Source organism: Pseudomonas sp. AC211 (assembly GCF_979258055.1).
Genome location: NZ_OZ409830.1, coordinates 2,677,403 through 2,692,940 on the forward strand (window position 1 = coordinate 2,677,403; position 15,538 = coordinate 2,692,940).

General features: G+C 58.2%; 11 protein-coding genes, 3 tRNA genes and 1 pseudogene. 2 read left to right on the plus strand and 13 right to left on the minus strand.

The window, feature by feature from the left end:
• Nucleotides 1-137: 137 nt before the first annotated feature.
• The 6 genes from clpX to ACZZZP_RS12570 all read right to left on the minus strand — a co-directional run bounded on the left by clpX (nt 138) and on the right by ACZZZP_RS12570 (nt 4,175).
• Nucleotides 138-1,418 carry an ATP-dependent Clp protease ATP-binding subunit ClpX gene (clpX, locus tag ACZZZP_RS12545; RefSeq protein ID WP_122495527.1) on the minus strand — a complete coding sequence of 427 codons (1,281 nt, stop codon included), beginning with the start codon at nt 1,416-1,418 and terminating at the stop codon, nt 138-140.
• Between the two features lie 103 nt (nt 1,419-1,521).
• Complete coding sequence (gene clpP, locus ACZZZP_RS12550; RefSeq protein WP_463382937.1) at nt 1,522-2,166, minus strand: ATP-dependent Clp endopeptidase proteolytic subunit ClpP; 645 nt, start codon at nt 2,164-2,166, stop codon at nt 1,522-1,524.
• Nucleotides 2,167-2,255: 89 nt separating this feature from the next.
• Nucleotides 2,256-3,566 (minus strand): trigger factor, encoded by a 1,311-nt coding sequence (tig, locus tag ACZZZP_RS12555; protein WP_463382938.1) that lies wholly within the window; start codon nt 3,564-3,566, stop codon nt 2,256-2,258.
• Between the two features lie 267 nt (nt 3,567-3,833).
• Nucleotides 3,834-3,918: transfer RNA gene (locus ACZZZP_RS12560), tRNA-Leu, on the minus strand.
• A 54-nt stretch (nt 3,919-3,972) separates the two neighbouring features.
• Nucleotides 3,973-4,048 (minus strand) — tRNA-His (locus tag ACZZZP_RS12565).
• A gap of 50 nt (nt 4,049-4,098) precedes the next feature.
• Nucleotides 4,099-4,175, minus strand: a tRNA-Arg gene (locus ACZZZP_RS12570).
• Between the two features lie 187 nt (nt 4,176-4,362).
• Here ACZZZP_RS12570 and folD point away from each other — a divergent pair.
• Nucleotides 4,363-5,217: a bifunctional methylenetetrahydrofolate dehydrogenase/methenyltetrahydrofolate cyclohydrolase FolD gene (folD, locus tag ACZZZP_RS12575; RefSeq protein ID WP_122450797.1), complete on the plus strand. Its 855-nt coding sequence runs from the start codon at nt 4,363-4,365 to the stop codon at nt 5,215-5,217.
• Between the two features lie 149 nt (nt 5,218-5,366).
• Here folD and ACZZZP_RS12580 read toward each other — a convergent pair whose 3' ends face one another.
• The 6 genes and pseudogenes from ACZZZP_RS12580 to ACZZZP_RS12605 all read right to left on the minus strand — a co-directional run bounded on the left by ACZZZP_RS12580 (nt 5,367) and on the right by ACZZZP_RS12605 (nt 11,355).
• On the minus strand, nt 5,367-7,109 hold the full coding sequence (locus ACZZZP_RS12580; RefSeq protein WP_463382939.1) for an ABC transporter substrate-binding protein: 1,743 nt from the start codon (nt 7,107-7,109) through the stop codon (nt 5,367-5,369).
• A 79-nt stretch (nt 7,110-7,188) separates the two neighbouring features.
• On the minus strand, nt 7,189-7,461 hold the full coding sequence (locus tag ACZZZP_RS12585) for a DUF2160 domain-containing protein (RefSeq protein ID WP_122495517.1): 273 nt from the start codon (nt 7,459-7,461) through the stop codon (nt 7,189-7,191).
• 10 nt (nt 7,462-7,471) lie between these two features.
• Nucleotides 7,472-8,254 (minus strand): carbohydrate ABC transporter permease, encoded by a 783-nt coding sequence (locus ACZZZP_RS12590; RefSeq protein WP_463382940.1) that lies wholly within the window; start codon nt 8,252-8,254, stop codon nt 7,472-7,474.
• 26 nt (nt 8,255-8,280) lie between these two features.
• Nucleotides 8,281-9,144, minus strand: coding sequence for a carbohydrate ABC transporter permease (locus ACZZZP_RS12595; protein ID WP_122495514.1), 864 nt, complete (start codon nt 9,142-9,144; stop codon nt 8,281-8,283).
• Entirely contained in the window at nt 9,141-10,262 is a 1,122-nt protein-coding gene (locus ACZZZP_RS12600; protein WP_122495512.1) for an ABC transporter ATP-binding protein, read from the minus strand. Before ACZZZP_RS12600 ends, ACZZZP_RS12595 begins: the two co-directional genes overlap by 4 nt.
• Nucleotides 10,262-11,355: pseudogene (locus ACZZZP_RS12605) on the minus strand (ABC transporter ATP-binding protein). Before ACZZZP_RS12605 ends, ACZZZP_RS12600 begins: the two are co-directional and overlap by 1 nt.
• A gap of 518 nt (nt 11,356-11,873) precedes the next feature.
• On the opposite strand from ACZZZP_RS12605, the gene ACZZZP_RS12610 reads away from it, so the two are divergent.
• Nucleotides 11,874-13,613, plus strand: a complete 1,740-nt coding sequence (locus tag ACZZZP_RS12610; RefSeq protein WP_463536559.1) for a sigma-54-dependent Fis family transcriptional regulator — start codon at nt 11,874-11,876, stop codon at nt 13,611-13,613.
• 124 nt (nt 13,614-13,737) lie between these two features.
• On the opposite strand, the gene ACZZZP_RS12615 is transcribed toward ACZZZP_RS12610, so the two are convergent.
• The gene (locus ACZZZP_RS12615; RefSeq protein WP_463382942.1) at nt 13,738-15,246 is read right to left on the minus strand and encodes a flavin-containing monooxygenase; all 1,509 of its coding nucleotides are present in this window, start codon (nt 15,244-15,246) and stop codon (nt 13,738-13,740) included.
• Nucleotides 15,247-15,538 lie beyond the last annotated feature (292 nt).

Genomic DNA, 15,538 nt, shown 5'->3' on the forward strand with positions numbered 1-15,538 from the left:
GGCCATTCGGCCGTAAACAGGTGGGAAATACCCTTGGACCTAAGATGGGGGCAGCCCAAACAAAAAACAAGCGCTCGTTCAGGAAAAAGCAAAGGGGCCCGCAGGCCCCTTTGGTTTAACCATGTGACAACCGAGCTTTATGCGTCTGGCGCAGCTTTTGCCGGCGGCTCACTGTTTTCGTAGATCAACAGCGGTTTGGATGTGCCCGCGATTACGCTCTCGTCGATCACCACTTTGCTCACGTCCGTTTGAGACGGGATTTCATACATGGTGTCGAGCAATACGCCTTCAAGAATGGATCGCAGCCCACGGGCGCCGGTTTTGCGCTCCAAAGCCCGGTGAGCAACAGACTTCAGGGCATCCGGGCGGAATTCCAGGTCCACGCCTTCCATCTCGAACAGCTTGGCGTATTGTTTGGTGAGCGCATTTTTCGGCTCGGTGAGAATCTGCATTAACGCAGCCTCATCCAATTCGTCCAACGTCGCGATAACAGGCAAACGACCTACAAATTCAGGAATCAAGCCAAACTTGACCAAGTCATCAGGCTCAACCTGACGCAAGGATTCTCCGACTTTTTTGCCCAGGTCGATGCTGCGCACTTCAGCGTTGAAGCCGATCCCGCCTTTGGCCGAACGGCCTTGAATAACCTTCTCAAGACCCGAAAACGCGCCGCCACAAATGAACAAAATGTTGCGCGTATCCACCTGCAGAAACTCCTGCTGCGGATGCTTGCGACCACCTTGTGGTGGAACGGAGGCGACCGTGCCCTCGATAAGCTTCAGAAGGGCTTGCTGCACGCCCTCGCCAGAAACGTCACGAGTGATCGACGGGTTATCGGATTTGCGGGAAATTTTGTCGATTTCGTCGATATAGACGATGCCCATCTGAGCTTTTTCTACATCGTAATCACACTTTTGCAACAGCTTCTGAATGATGTTTTCAACGTCCTCACCGACGTAGCCGGCTTCGGTCAGCGTGGTGGCGTCAGCGATGGTGAACGGCACGTTCAGCAAGCGAGCCAGCGTCTCGGCGAGCAGGGTTTTACCCGAGCCGGTCGGACCAATCAGCAGAATGTTACTTTTGCCCAGTTCGACATCATCTTTCTTGTCGCGCTGGTTGAGGCGTTTGTAGTGGTTATATACCGCCACCGCCAACACCTTTTTCGCGCGTTCCTGCCCGATCACATACTGATCAAGGATGGTGCTGATTTCCTTGGGCGCGGGAAGTTTGTGAGCGCTGCTCTCGGCCTGAGCTTCTTGCACCTCCTCGCGGATGATGTCATTGCACAGGTCAACGCACTCGTCGCAGATAAAGACCGAAGGGCCGGCAATCAATTTGCGTACTTCGTGCTGGCTTTTGCCGCAGAAGGAGCAATAAAGCAGTTTGCCGTTGTCCTCGCCGTTGCGGGTGTCAGTCATTCGTTCAATCCAATCCGATAGGCTTGAAACACAAGATGAGGGCAAATGCGGGCATTTTCAAGCCCGCATGGCGGCCATGTATTACTGACCGCTGCCAAAAGGCTTACTGAGCAGCCATTTCCCGCTTGCTCAGAACCTTGTCGATCAGACCGTAATTCACGGCGACTTCGCCGCTCATGAAGTTGTCACGGTCGGTGTCGCGGGCAATCACCTCGATCGGCTGACCGGTGTGGTGCGCCAGAATTTGGTTCAGGCGATCACGGATCGTGAGGATTTCACGGGTGTGAATCTCGATATCCGAAGCCTGCCCCTGGAAACCACCCAATGGCTGGTGAATCATCATGCGCGAGTGCGGCAGGCAGTAACGCTTACCAGCGGCGCCGCCAGCCAACAGAAGCGCACCCATACTGCAGGCTTGGCCGATGCAGATGGTAGACACGTCAGGTTTGATGAACTGCATGGTGTCGTAGATCGACATACCCGCAGTCACCGAACCGCCTGGGGAATTGATGTAGAGGTGGATGTCTTTGTCCGGATTTTCCGCTTCCAGAAACAGCAGTTGGGCTGCGACCAGATTGGCCATGTAGTCTTCGACTGGACCGATGAGGAAAATCACGCGCTCTTTGAGCAAGCGCGAGTAGATGTCATAAGCGCGTTCGCCGCGGGCGGACTGCTCGATGACCATTGGCACCAAACCACCAGCGGCCTGGATGTCATGCATTTGCGGCATAAAAGGATTACTGGACATGTATCCGACGCTCCCTAGCTTTTGTCATGTCTCAAATACACATAAGCCAGCACGAAGGCTGGCTTATGGTTGCTCGTACGACGTTAGGGTCAGGCTGCTTGTGGAGCTTCCGCCGGCTTGACCGCTTCTTCGTAAGAGACCTGCTTATCGGTCACATTGGCCTTCTGCAGAACAGTATCTACAACTTGTTCTTCCAGTACAACCGAACGCACTTCGTTCAGTTGCTGGTCGTTTTTGTAGTACCAGGACACCACTTGCTCAGGCTCTTGATAGGCCGAAGCCATTTCCTGAATCATCTCGCGAACGCGGGCTTCGTCAGGCTTGAGCTCGAACTGCTTGACCACTTCGGCCACGATCAGACCCAGCACAACGCGACGCTTGGCTTGTTCTTCGAACAGCTCGGCGGGCAATTGGTCAGGTTTAATGTTGCCGCCAAACTGCTGCACCGCTTGTACGCGCAAACGGTCAACTTCGTTGCTCAACAGTGCTTTTGGCACTTCGATAGGATTGGCCGACAGCAGCCCTTCCATCACTTGGTTTTTAACTTTCGATTTGATGGCCTGACGCAGCTCGCGCTCCATGTTCTTGCGAACTTCGGCGCGGAAGCCTTCGAGGCCGCCTTCTTTGATACCGAACAGGGCGAAGAAATCGTCGTTCAGTTCTGGCAGTTTTGGCTCGGCAATGCTGTTCACGGTGACGGTGAACTCGGCTTCTTTACCGGCCAGCTCCAGGTTTTGGTAGTCAGCAGGGAAAGTCAGCTTCAGCACGCGCTCTTCGCCAGCTTTAGCGCCGACCAGACCGTCTTCGAAGCCAGGGATCATGCGTCCAGAGCCGATAACCAGTTGAGTGCCTTTGGCCGAGCCGCCAGCGAACGCTTCACCATCTACTTTGCCAACGAAATCGATATTGACCTGGTCGTCTTTCTGAGCGGCGCGGTCAGCGGTTTCGAAACGGGTGTTTTGCTTGCGCAGGATTTCCAGCATGTTGTCGAGGTCGGCATCAGCGACTTCGGCTTGCAGGCGTTCGATGGCGATACCGTCGAAGCCCGCGACCTGGAACTCAGGAAACACTTCGAAGGTGGCGACGTATTCGAGGTCTTTGCCCTTTTCGAAGGTTTTTGGCTGAACTGCTGGCGCGCCAGCCGGGTTCAATTTCTGCTCAACCACAGCTTCGTAGAAGGTGGCTTGGATCAGGTCGCTCAGGGCTTCCTGACGAGCAGCGTCTTCGTAACGCTGACGGATAACGCTCATCGGCACTTTGCCTGGGCGGAAACCCGGCACTTTGGCACGGCGTGCAGTCTGCTGCAGGCGCTTGTTTACTTCGGTCTCGATGCGCTCAGCAGGAACGCCAATGGTCATACGACGCTCAAGAGCGGAAGTATTTTCAACAGAAACTTGCATGAATATTCCTCGTTGCACAGACGTTAGCCGGCCGTTTCCGGCCCCAGAAATCAAGGGCATGCATTCTAGTGGCGAAAACTCAAGAAGTCACCACACAGTGCGTCAGTCGTGGATTCATAAGGGAATTCCTACATAAGCCGAGCCATGCATGTCGCCCGTGCTTATTAAAGGAAGGAAAATTACACACTGGAAAAACGGCAAACCGGAAAACAAAAAAGGCAGCCCTTAACGGAGCTGCCTTTTTTGTTCGCCGAGATCAGCGCTAGTTGGTGCGGACGGAGAGACTCGAACTCTCACGCCTTGCGGCGCTGGAACCTAAATCCAGTGTGTCTACCAATTCCACCACGTCCGCGAAGCTTTGAAGCAAAGACGCCAGACTGTTTAAAGTCTGGCGTCTTTTCGAATATGGGGTGGACGATGGGGATCGAACCCACGACAACAGGAGTCACAATCCTGTGCTCTACCAACTGAGCTACGCCCACCATATTGCGTTGTTGCTGTGTTGCTTTGCTTGTATTGCCAAACAGCCTTGTGGCGTGCCCGGCAGGACTCGAACCTGCGACCATCCGCTTAGAAGGCGGATGCTCTATCCAGCTGAGCTACGGGCACTTGGCTGTGCTCGACAAGCGGGGCGAATGTTATAGACGAGCTCATCAGCCGTCAACACTAAAACGTAAAAAATTCAGTGAGATAAAGGAGTTACGGGAAAATGCTGACCGCCCGCCTTTGCCCGCTCGGCCGGTCATGCGAGAATGCGCGTCCTTTTTCAATCATTTCCGATGGTTAACCAAGCGTCATGACCGCACAACTTATCGACGGCAAGGCGATCGCCGCTAGCCTGCGCAAGCAGATCGCCCAACGTGTCGCCGAACGCAGCGAGCAAGGGCTTCGTACCCCGGGCCTGGCTGTAATTCTGGTCGGCAGCGATCCCGCTTCTCAGGTGTACGTTTCCCATAAGCGTAAAGACTGCGAAGAAGTCGGCTTTCTCTCCCATGCCTATGACCTACCGGCCAGCACCACTCAGGATGAATTGCGCGAGCTGATCGACCGGCTCAACGATGACGCCACCATCGATGGCATCCTCCTGCAACTGCCTCTCCCCGAGCACCTCGATGCCTCGCAACTGCTTGAGCGCATCCGCCCCGACAAAGATGTCGACGGTTTCCACCCGTTCAATATCGGCCGCCTGGCCCAGCGTATTCCGCTGCTTCGTCCGTGCACGCCTAAAGGCATCATGACGTTGCTGGCCAGCACCGGCGTCGACCTTTACGGCATGGATGCGGTGATCGTCGGCGCGTCCAATATCGTCGGCCGTCCGATGGCGATGGAGCTGTTGCTGGCCGGTTGCACCGTGACCGTCACACACCGCTTCACCAAAGACCTCGCTGGCCACGTCGGCCGCGCTGATCTGGTGGTGGTTGCGGCGGGCAAGCCGGGCCTGGTGAAAGGCGAGTGGATCAAGCCTGGCGCCGTGGTCATCGACGTGGGCATCAACCGCCAGGAAGACGGCAAGCTGGTGGGCGACGTGGTTTACGACACCGCCCTGCCCCGCGCCGGCTGGATCACGCCAGTGCCTGGCGGCGTCGGCCCCATGACCCGCGCATGCTTGCTGGAGAACACACTGTACGCCGCTGAGCATCTGCACGACTGATATCCCTGTGGGAGCGGCTTCAGCCGCGATTCCTGCAACCGGCAAAGCCAAAAGCATCGCGGCAAAAACGCTCCCACAGGTTTTGGGATCGCAATAAAAAAACGGCACCCTCAAGGTGCCGTTTTTTTATGCCTTACGAAAAACGCCGCTTACTTACGCGCCGCTTCCCACTGCTTCAACAGATCGTTGTAGTTAACGGTCTCGCCTTTGGGCTTCTCGTTAGCCAGTTTCGGCTTCGGTGCGCCCGGCTGGTCGAACCAGTATTGCGCATCCTTTTCCGGGTTCATTTTCGGACCACAGATTGGCTGCACTTTCGAGCGTTCAAGACGCGTCATGATCGCGTCCTGGTCTTTAGCCAAGCCGTCGAGCGCTTCCTGCGGGGTTTTCTCGCCGCTGGCTGCTTCCGAAATATGGCTCCACCACAACTGCGCCAAACGCGGATAGTCCGGCACGTTGGTGCCGGTCGGCGTCCATTGCACGCGGGCCGGGCTGCGGTAGAACTCAACCAATCCGCCCAGTTTGGGCGCCATGTCGGTCATGGCTTGCGAGTTAATGTCCGACTCACGAATCGGCGTCAGACCCAGAATGGTCTTTTTCAGCGAAACGGTTTTCGAGGTCACGAACTGCGCGTACAGCCATGCGGCGAGACGCTGCTTTTCCGGGGTCGATTTCAGGAACGTCCACGAACCTACGTCCTGATAGCCGAGCTTCATGCCCTCTTCCCAGTACGGGCCACGCGGCGACGGCGCCATACGCCATTTCGGCGTGCCATCGGCGTTCACCACTGGCAGGCCCGGTTTGGTCATGTCGGCGGTGAACGCGGTGTACCAGAAGATTTGCTGAGCAATGTTGCCCTGCGCTGGCACCGGGCCAGACTCGGAGAACGTCATGCCCTGGGCTTCTGGCGGCGCGTAGGCGCGCATCCAATCCACGTATTTCTGCGTGGCGAACACAGCGGCCGGGCCGTTGGTGTCGCCACCGCGGGTCACGCTGGAGCCCACCGGATGGCAGTCCTCTACGCGAATGCCCCACTCGTCCACTGGCAAGCCGTTAGGCAAGCCTTTGTCGCCGCCGCCGGCCATGGAGAACCAGGCATCGGTGAAGCGCCAGCCCAGGGACGGGTCTTTTTTGCCGTAGTCCATGTGCCCGTAAACGCGTTTGCCGTCGATTTCCTTGACGTCTTCGCTGAAGAATTTGGCGATGTCTTCATAGGCGGACCAGTTCACCGGCACGCCCAGCTCATAGCCGTACTTCTCTTTGAACTTGGCCTTCAAATCGGCGCGTTCAAACCAGTCGGCACGGAACCAGTACAGGTTGGCGAACTGTTGGTCGGGCAATTGATAAATCTTGCCGTCCGGCGCGGTGGTGAACGAGATGCCGATGAAGTCCTTTAAATCCAAGGTCGGCGAGGTGAACTCTTTGCCTTCGTTGGCCATCAGGTCGGTGATGGATTCAGTTTTGCCGTAGCGAAAATGGGTGCCGATCAGGTCAGAGTCGTTTACCCAGCCGTCGTAGATGTTCTTGTCAGACTGCATTTGCGTTTGCAGTTTTTCCACCACGTCGCCTTCTTGCAGCAGGTCGTGGGTCAGGGTGATGCCGGTGATTTCGCTGAACGCTTTAGCCAGCACCTTGGATTCATATTCGTGGGTGGTCAGGGTTTCCGACACCACGTTGATTTTCATGCCACGGAACGGCTCAGCCGCCTTGATAAACCACTTGAGCTCTTCGAGCTGCTGCTCAGGCGTGAGCGTGGACGGTTTGAACTCGCTGCCAATCCATTTCTTTGCCGCGTCTTCGTAAGCGTCCGCCCAGGCTGTTGCACTCAAGCCACTCAGGGCGAAAATCGCCGCCAACGTCACGCTATGTCGCAGTTTGTTGTTTTTGTTCAACATAGACACCTCCTGGTAATTATTAGGTAGAGCTCCAACCTCGCGGGGCAGACAACAACGACAGCTGCGGCCCGCCTGCCGGTTAACCCCAACGCATCACAACCAACAGCCACACCAGGGACAGCGCGGACGCCACCCAGATGCTCCATTCAGTCGCGCCGATCACCAGCAAATGCAGGTAGGCGCTTCCGAGAAGACCAATAAACAGCCGATCACCACGGGTGGTAGCAATCGGTAAAAACCCGCGCCGCTCAACGCAAGGCGAGCGCAGTTCCCACACCGTCATGCCCACCAGCAACAACGCGATTGCCGCGAAGAACGCTGCGGTGGGGGTCGTCCAAGCCATCCATTCCATCGTCAGTTCCTCACACCCGGCCCAGGGCAAAGCCCTTGGCTACATGGTTTCGCACGAACCAGATCACCAGCATGCCCGGCAAAATAGTCAGTACCCCGGCGGCCGCGAGCACGCCCCAGTCGATGCCCGATGCCGACACCGTGCGGGTCATTACCGCAGCAATCGGCTTGGCATTTACCGAGGTCAATGTGCGCGCCAGCAGCAGCTCGACCCACGAGAACATGAAGCAGAAAAACGCGGTTACGCCGATGCCCGAGCCAATCAGCGGGATGAAAATCTTGGCGAAGAATTTCGGGAAGCTGTAGCCGTCGATATACGCGGTTTCGTCGATTTCTTTCGGTACGCCCGACATAAACCCTTCAAGAATCCACACCGCCAACGGCACGTTGAATAAGCAATGCGCCAACGCTACGGCAATGTGGGTATCGAACAGGCCAATCGAGGAATACAGCTGAAAGAACGGCAGCAGAAACACCGCCGGTGGCGCCATGCGGTTGGTCAGCAGCCAGAAGAACAGGTGCTTGTCGCCAAGGAACCGATAGCGAGAAAACGCATAGGCCGCCGGCAGCGCAACAGTCAGCGAAATCAGCGTGTTCAAGCTCACGTAGTACAGCGAGTTGAGGTAGCCGGTGTACCAACTCGGGTCGGTAAAAATCACCTTGTAGTTGGCCAGGGTGAAATGGCTGGGCCACAGGCTGAGGCCGCCGAGAATCTCGTTATTGGTTTTGAACGACATGTTCAGCAACCAGTAAATCGGCACCAGCAGAAACAGGACATAGAGCACCAGCACCACTTTTTTCGTGTTGTCATGGTCGGGCCTCAGCGGGATTTATCGTTGTGGGTCATGGCGGTGTAGAACACCCACGACACCAACAGAATGATCAGGAAGTACACCAGCGAAAACGCCGCCGCCGGGCCCAGGTCGAATTGGCCAATTGCCATTTGCGTCAGGGTTTGGCTGAGGAACGTGGTGGCGTTGCCCGGCCCGCCGCCGGTGAGCACGAAGGGCTCGGTGTAAATCATGAAGCTGTCCATAAAGCGCAGCATCACGGCAATCAGCAGCACGCTTTTGAGCTTGGGCAGTTGAATGTGACGGAACACCGCCCAGCCCGACGCCCGATCAATGCGCGCAGCCTGGTAATACACATCGGGAATGGCGCGCAAACCGGAGTAACACAGCAGTGCCACCAGCGACGTCCAATGCCACACATCCATGATCAACACCGTGGCCCAGGCATCGCCCGTGTTGGCCGCGTAGTTGTACGAGATGCCCAGCTTGTTGAGCGTGTAACCCATCAAGCCGATGTCGGCGCGGCCGAAAATCTGCCAGATAGTGCCGACCACGTTCCAGGGAATCAGCAGCGGAATGGCCAGCACGATCAACACCAGCGAAGCCATTTTGCCCTTGGTGGGCATGCACAATGCGATGCCGATACCGAGGGGAATTTCGATCAGCAACACGCAGGCCGAGAAGATGAACTGGCGCAGCAACGAGTCATGCAAACGGTCGTCGGCCAATACCTGGCGGTACCAATCGGCGCCGACAAAGTAGCGGCTGGATTGGTCGAAAATATCCTGCAGCGAGTAGTTGACCACCGTCATCATCGGCACGATGGCGCTGAACGCCACCAGCAGAAACACCGGCAATACCAACCACCACGCCTTGTTGTTCTGCACCTTCATGGCGTCACCTCCGCAGGCACGTCTACCGCTGCTTCAACCAGATATTCATCGGCGTACAGCATCAGCCACTGTGCTGGAAAACTCAGGTACACCTTCTGCTGCGGCACCGGCTGGTCTTCCTGCAAGCGCACTTTCAGTTTTTGCCCGTCGAGCGTCAGAGTCAGAATTTTGTAGGTGCCCAAATCTTCAACATGGGCGACCTCGCCACACAGCGCGTCGTCGTAGGGGCCATCCCAGATGTGCACGAACTCGGGGCGAATACCGACTTTCAGCGTCGCATCCGGCAGCGCGGCGAGGCGTTGATTCAGCGCGGCGCTCAGCGGCAGCACGGTGTTGGCAAAGCGCACGCCACCGTCGCAGCGGGTCACGTCGATCAGGTTCATACCCGGACTGCCGATGAAGTAGCCGACAAAAGTGTGGCTCGGGCGCTCGAACAACTCGCGCGGCGTGCCGAATTGCACGATCTGGCCGCCGTACATCACGGCAATCTTGTCGGCGAAGGTCGAGGCTTCGAGCTGGTCGTGGGTGACGTACACCATGGTGATGTTGAACTGCTCGTGAATCTGCTTGAGCTTGCGACGCAGCTTCCATTTCAGGTGCGGGTCGATCACGGTCAGCGGCTCGTCGAACAGAATCGCCGACACGTCGTCACGCACCAGTCCCCGGCCCATGGAGACTTTTTGCTTCTCGTCGGCGGTGAGGTTTTTGGCCTTTTTGTGCAGCAACGGGTGCAGGTCGAGCACCTCGGCAATCTCGTTGACCTTGCTCAGCACTTTGGCTTCGTTCAGCCCCTGATTGCGCAGCGGGAAGGCCAGGTTGTCGAACACCGTCATGGTGTCGTACACCACCGGAAACTGGAAAACCTGGGCAATGTTGCGCTCTTCAGGCGGCAGCAGATTCACCACCTTGCCATCGAACTGAACCTCGCCTTCGGACGGACTCAACAGCCCGGAAATAATATTCAGCAAGGTCGACTTGCCACACCCGGACGGCCCGAGCAGCGCGTAGGCGCCGCCCTGCTCCCAGATATGGTTCATCTCCCGAATGGCGTAATCGTCCGGCCCGCTCGGGGTTTTGCTGTAGCTGTGAGCCAAATGGTGCAAACGAATCTCGGCCATCAGGCAACCCTCCCGACACGTCGACTGGGGCCTGAATCAGGCGGCCATCGGCGGCGAATACGAACAGCTTGTGGGTGGGGATATAGATGAGGATCGAGGTGTCGACGTCGTACTCATGCACGCCTGGCAAATGCAGCACCAACACAAACTGCTCGTTGCGCACATGCAGAAAGGTTTCCGAGCCGCTGATTTCGGCGAGCTCGACGGTTACGGCCAATTCCAGGTCATCGTCATTGGACGGCACCAGGCCGATATGGCTGGGGCGCACGCCGAAGCGGTACTCACCTTCGCCGATGCTTTGCAAATCCGGATTCAGCGGAAAGTGCACCGCCTCGGCGAAACTCACCTCGGTGCCACTGATCCGTCCGGGCATCAGGTTGATGGGCGGCTCGGAGAACAACTCGGCGGCCAGCACCTGTTGCGGGCGGTGATAAACGTCGGCAGTTTTGCCGCTCTGCACCACGCGCCCTTCATGCAGGATCGTGGTGGTGCCGCCCAACGCCAGCGCTTCGTTCGGCTCGGTGGTGGCATAAATCGCGATGGTGTGGCGGGCCTGGAACAGCTCGCGCATTTCCTGGCGCAGCTCTTCGCGCAGCTTGTAATCGAGGTTCACCAGCGGCTCGTCGAACAGAATCAGCGAGGCGTCCTTGACCAGCGCGCGAGCCATGGCGGTGCGTTGCTGCTGGCCGCCAGACAATTCCAACGGGTGGCGTTTAAGCAGCGCATCAATGCGCAGCATCTTCGCCGTGGCGTGAACCTTCTCGGCAATTTCCGCGTCTTTGAGGCCGGCCTGACGCAGCGGCGAGGCGATGTTCTCGAACACCGTCAACGTCGGGTAATTGATGAACTGCTGGTAGACCATCGACACGTTGCGCTTGCGCACCGGCACGTTTGTCATATCGGCGCCGTTCATCAAAATGCGGCCGCTGTTGGGTTTGTCGAGTCCAGCCATCAAGCGCATCAAGCTGGTTTTACCGGACAGGGTCCGACCCAGCAGCACGTTGAACGAACCCGGTTCGAAACTTAAACAGGCGTCGTCGATGTGCAACTCGCCATCGACCACACGGGTGACGTGTTCGAGCACTAAAGACATAAGTGTCCTTTTCTTGTTGTTCTACGTTGGTTCGACCGAGGGTGCGCCGGCCAGACCGCATTGAACGCTCGCTTCAGGTGTTCACGTACTTGAGTACGCTGCGCCTTTGAGCTTCCGTTCGCCTTGCCTGGTTCTGGCACCCTCACTCTCAATTCGCCAAACTAGAGCCAGTTCTGTGCCAACCCGCGATTAACGCTCGCAACTTACTGTTATTAAATTGATTATCTAAATATTCAAAGGAACAAGAACGGTCAGTTTGAACACCTGTGAACACTCATCTGTGAACAACTGAACAGTGGCCACTGTTGACTTTGAACAGTCATCAACGACACTGAACCGACCCGGCGAAGACCGGTCGATTGCTGGCTGAAAATAAAAACAACTCCACGCGAGACCCGTCATGGCCGAAGCCGCCCTGCCCCACGACACGATCATTCAAGACTCCCTGGACGCGCTGCCGCAGTTTCGGCCTCACGCACCAGAGCGCGCCGACGTTCAGCCAACCGAGCGCGGGCGAGGTGTCGGCGCTGCTGGAGAGTCAGCACGCGCTGGTGCAAACCACCCATAAAGAAGTGCTGCCCTACTACGGCAACATTCTCGCCAACTCCAACTGCCTGATCATGCTGGCCGACAACCAGGGCCAGGTGCTGCAGAGTTGGGGCGATCAGCGTTTCATCGAGCCCAACCATGCCGCCGGGTTTGTCGCCGGGGCCAGTTGGCTGGAGCGCTACACCGGCACCAACGCCATCGGCACCGCACTGAGCTGCGCGCAGCCGGTGCACATTCAGCACGACGAACACTTTCTAAAAGCCAACCGGTTTATGACCGGCTCGGCCTCGCCGATTTTCAACGAGCAGCGGCAGATGATCGCCGTGCTCGATGTCTCCAGCGACAGCTACCTGCCGCCCTCGCACACCTTGGGCATGGTGAAAATGATGAGCCAGTCGGTGGAGAACCGGCTGATCCTCAACCTGTTTCAGCAGCGCTATTTCCAGCTGACCTTCAACACCAGCCTGAACAACCTCGACAGCCCGTGGGCCGGCCTGGTGGTGTTCGACGAAAGCGGCCAAGTGGTGTCTGCCAACCGGCGTGCCGACAGCCTGCTCGGGATCAGCCTGGCAGCGGTGAACATCGAGCGCCTGTTCGATATCCCGCTGCAACAGCTGCTGAACCAGCCGCAGGACTTGCCCTTTAACCTGCGCGCCGGCGGCCGTTTTCGCTTCCATGCCCAGCTCAAACGCCCGCAGCAACCCGTGCCGATCCAGGCGCGAGATTTCCGCACCGCCCCGCTCAGCCCGCCGCCCAGCCCGGCACCGGCAGCGCAAAGCCCCTTCACCCTGGCCGCTATCAACCTTGGCGACCCGCGCGTCGACAAAGCCGTGCGCCAGGCTGAGCGCTTGCTGGAGAAAGACATTCCCATCCTGGTGTACGGCGAAACCGGCGTTGGCAAAGAGGTGTTTGTCAAAGCCCTGCACCAGGCCAGCTCACGGGCGCAGCAAAGCCTGATCGCCGTGAACTGCGCAGCCATTCCTGCCGAGTTGGTGGAGTCGGAATTGTTCGGCTACGAAAAAGGCGCCTTCACCGGTGCCAACCAGAAAGGCAGCATCGGCCTGATCCGCAAGGCCCACAAAGGCACGCTGTTTCTCGACGAAGTCGGCGACATGCCACTGCGCGTACAAGCGCGGCTGCTGCGGGTGCTCCAGGAACGCTGCGTGCAGCCCTTGGGCAGCAGCGAGTTGTACCCAGTGGACATCCGCCTGATCTCCGCCACCAACCGCGCCTTGCGCCAAGACGTCGACAGCGGCCTGTTCCGCCAAGACCTCTACTACCGCATCAGCGGCCTCAACCTCGAACTGCCGCCGCTGCGCGAGCGCACCGACAAACAGGCGATGATCCAACGCCTCTGGGAGCACCACCGCGAGCCCTACCAATGGGCCGGGTTAAGCAACGAAGTGATGGAAATGCTGCTGCGCCACCCCTGGCCCGGCAACCTGCGCCAACTGAGCAGCGTGCTGCAGATCGCCCTGGCCATGGCCGACGATCAACCTATACGCCCCGAGCATTTACCCGACGATTTTTTCGCCGACCTGCCAGGCAGCGAGACGCCGCCAGTGGTGGAATACCGCGCCACCAGCGATGCCGATCTGAAAAGCCAATACGAACAATGCGGCGGCAACATCTCCCACCTTGCCCGCAGCCTCGGGCTTAGCCGCAACACCTTGTACAAGCGCTTGCGGGAACAAGGCGTGAAGGTGTGATGAGACCGCGCTCGTAGCGTTTGCAGGAATCGCGGCTGAAGCCGCTCCTACAGAAGGCAACGGCCCCTGTGGGAGCGGCTTTAGCCGCGATGCTTTTCGGCAGTAGAGGCTGAGGCCGCCACCGTCACGCCGCCGAAACGGTGCGCTCAACCACAGGCGGCGCCATGCCTAGGGCGGGAGCGCGGCGAAAAGTCAGGGTGCCGTCCTCCACTGGCGAGTAGCGCAGGTTGAACAGGTCGAGAATGTAGTTCTGTTTCAACTGCCACGGCGCAGCAGGCCCTTGTTTGGGCAACACGTCCGCCGCTCGCAGTACATAGCCGGCGGAAATATCCAGCAGCGGCCGTTTCTCCAGCGAGCCACCCACCTGCTGCGCCACGCACATTTTGTAGGCGTTCTCGTCCATGTAATTCAGCACACGGCACACGTAGCTAGAGGCCAGGTCAGCACGTAGCGTCCAGGAGGCGTTGGTGTAGCCCACGCACAGGGCGAAGTTGGGCACGTTGCCGAGCATCACGCCTTTGTAGGCGAGCGTGTCGCCGATATCCACGGACTTGCCGTCCACGACCAGGGCCATGCCGCCGCATGCCTGCAACTTCAGGCCCGTGGCGGTAACGATGATGTCGGCCGCCAGTTCCTGACCCGACTTCAGACGAATACCGGTCTCGGTGAAGCGTTCGATGTGGTCGGTGACCATTTGCGCTTTACCGCTGCGCAGGGCTTTGAACAAGTCACCGTTGGGCGCCATGCACAAGCGCTGGTCCCACGGTTGATAGGTTGGGTTGAAATGGGTGTCGACGGCGTAGTCAGCCGGCAACTCGCGCTTCACGCCGTGGCGCAGCATTTTGCGCGCGAGGTTGGGCGCGCGGCGGCAAAACTGGAAGAAGCCCAAGGTCAACAACACGTTCTTCCAGCGCGCCAGGCGATGGGCGCGCTGTTCGGGCAAAAACTTGCGCAGCACATCAGCGATGGCGTCTTTGGCTGGCAGCGAGGCGACATAGCTCGGCGAACGCTGTAACAACGTGACCTGGCGGGCCTGCGCCGCCATGGCCGGCACCAGCGTGACGGCGGTGGCGCCACTGCCGACGATGACGACGTTCTTGTCGGTGTAATCGAGGTTTTCCGGCCATTTCTGCGGGTGGATGACCTGCCCTTTGAACTGCTCGCGACCTGGAAACTCCGGCGTGTAGCCGCCGGCATAGTCGTAATAACCGCTGCACACGTAGAGGAATTTGCAACGGTAAACGCTGCAGCCGCCGCTTTGCGGGTTATGCACCTGCACCGTCCACAGCGCTTCGTGGGACGACCAGGTGGCCGAGGCCACGCGCTGGTTAAAGCGGATGTGCTGGTCGATGCCGAATTCGCTGGCGGTGTCTTTGATGTACCGCAGAATCGAGGCGCCGTCGGCGATGGCTTTGGCGTCTTGCCAGGGGCGGAAGGGGTAACCGAGGGTGAACATGTCGGAGTCTGATCGCAGCCCCGGGTAGCGGAACAGGTCCCAGGTGCCGCCGATATCGCTGCGCCCTTCAAGGATGGCGTAGCGCTTGGCTGGGCAGGTGGTCTGCAATCGGTACGCCGCCCCGATACCCGAGAGCCCTGCCCCAATGATCAATACATCAAATTGTTCGCATGCCATAGGTCACTCCGTTTGCTCACGCGCTTCGAGAGAAACGGCGGGCATTTTTTATTGTTTTAGCCACGGCCAACAGCGCAGGTGGGCCAGGGACGATGGTCACTTTTTACTTCCACTCGCTTGAGCATAGCCACCGAATGCACAGCGTTCGGCAGGAAAGTACGAAAAAAGGCGTAAATGCCACCAAACCGCTGTTAAAAATTGGCAGCACGTAGCTGCTGACGACGGGCGAAACCCGTGCGCATACCGTCTGGCCGTGAGGGCGCGAGTTTTCAGGACGCGCATTCAACGCGAA

Excerpts from the sequence above, each read along its gene's own strand:
- clpP (WP_463382937.1), bottom strand. The coding sequence starts at position 2,166 with ATGTCCAGTAATCCTTTTATGCCGCAAATGCATGACATCCAGGCCGCT.
- ACZZZP_RS12595 (WP_122495514.1), bottom strand. The coding sequence starts at position 9,144 with ATGAAGGTGCAGAACAACAAGGCGTGGTGGTTGGTATTGCCGGTGTTT.
- tig (WP_463382938.1), bottom strand. The coding sequence starts at position 3,566 with ATGCAAGTTTCTGTTGAAAATACTTCCGCTCTTGAGCGTCGTATGACC.
- clpX (WP_122495527.1), bottom strand. The coding sequence starts at position 1,418 with ATGACTGACACCCGCAACGGCGAGGACAACGGCAAACTGCTTTATTGC.
- ACZZZP_RS12615 (WP_463382942.1), bottom strand. The coding sequence starts at position 15,246 with ATGGCATGCGAACAATTTGATGTATTGATCATTGGGGCAGGGCTCTCG.
- ACZZZP_RS12580 (WP_463382939.1), bottom strand. The coding sequence starts at position 7,109 with ATGTTGAACAAAAACAACAAACTGCGACATAGCGTGACGTTGGCGGCG.
- folD (WP_122450797.1), top strand. The coding sequence starts at position 4,363 with ATGACCGCACAACTTATCGACGGCAAGGCGATCGCCGCTAGCCTGCGC.
- ACZZZP_RS12600 (WP_122495512.1), bottom strand. The coding sequence starts at position 10,262 with ATGGCCGAGATTCGTTTGCACCATTTGGCTCACAGCTACAGCAAAACC.
- ACZZZP_RS12585 (WP_122495517.1), bottom strand. The coding sequence starts at position 7,461 with ATGGAATGGATGGCTTGGACGACCCCCACCGCAGCGTTCTTCGCGGCA.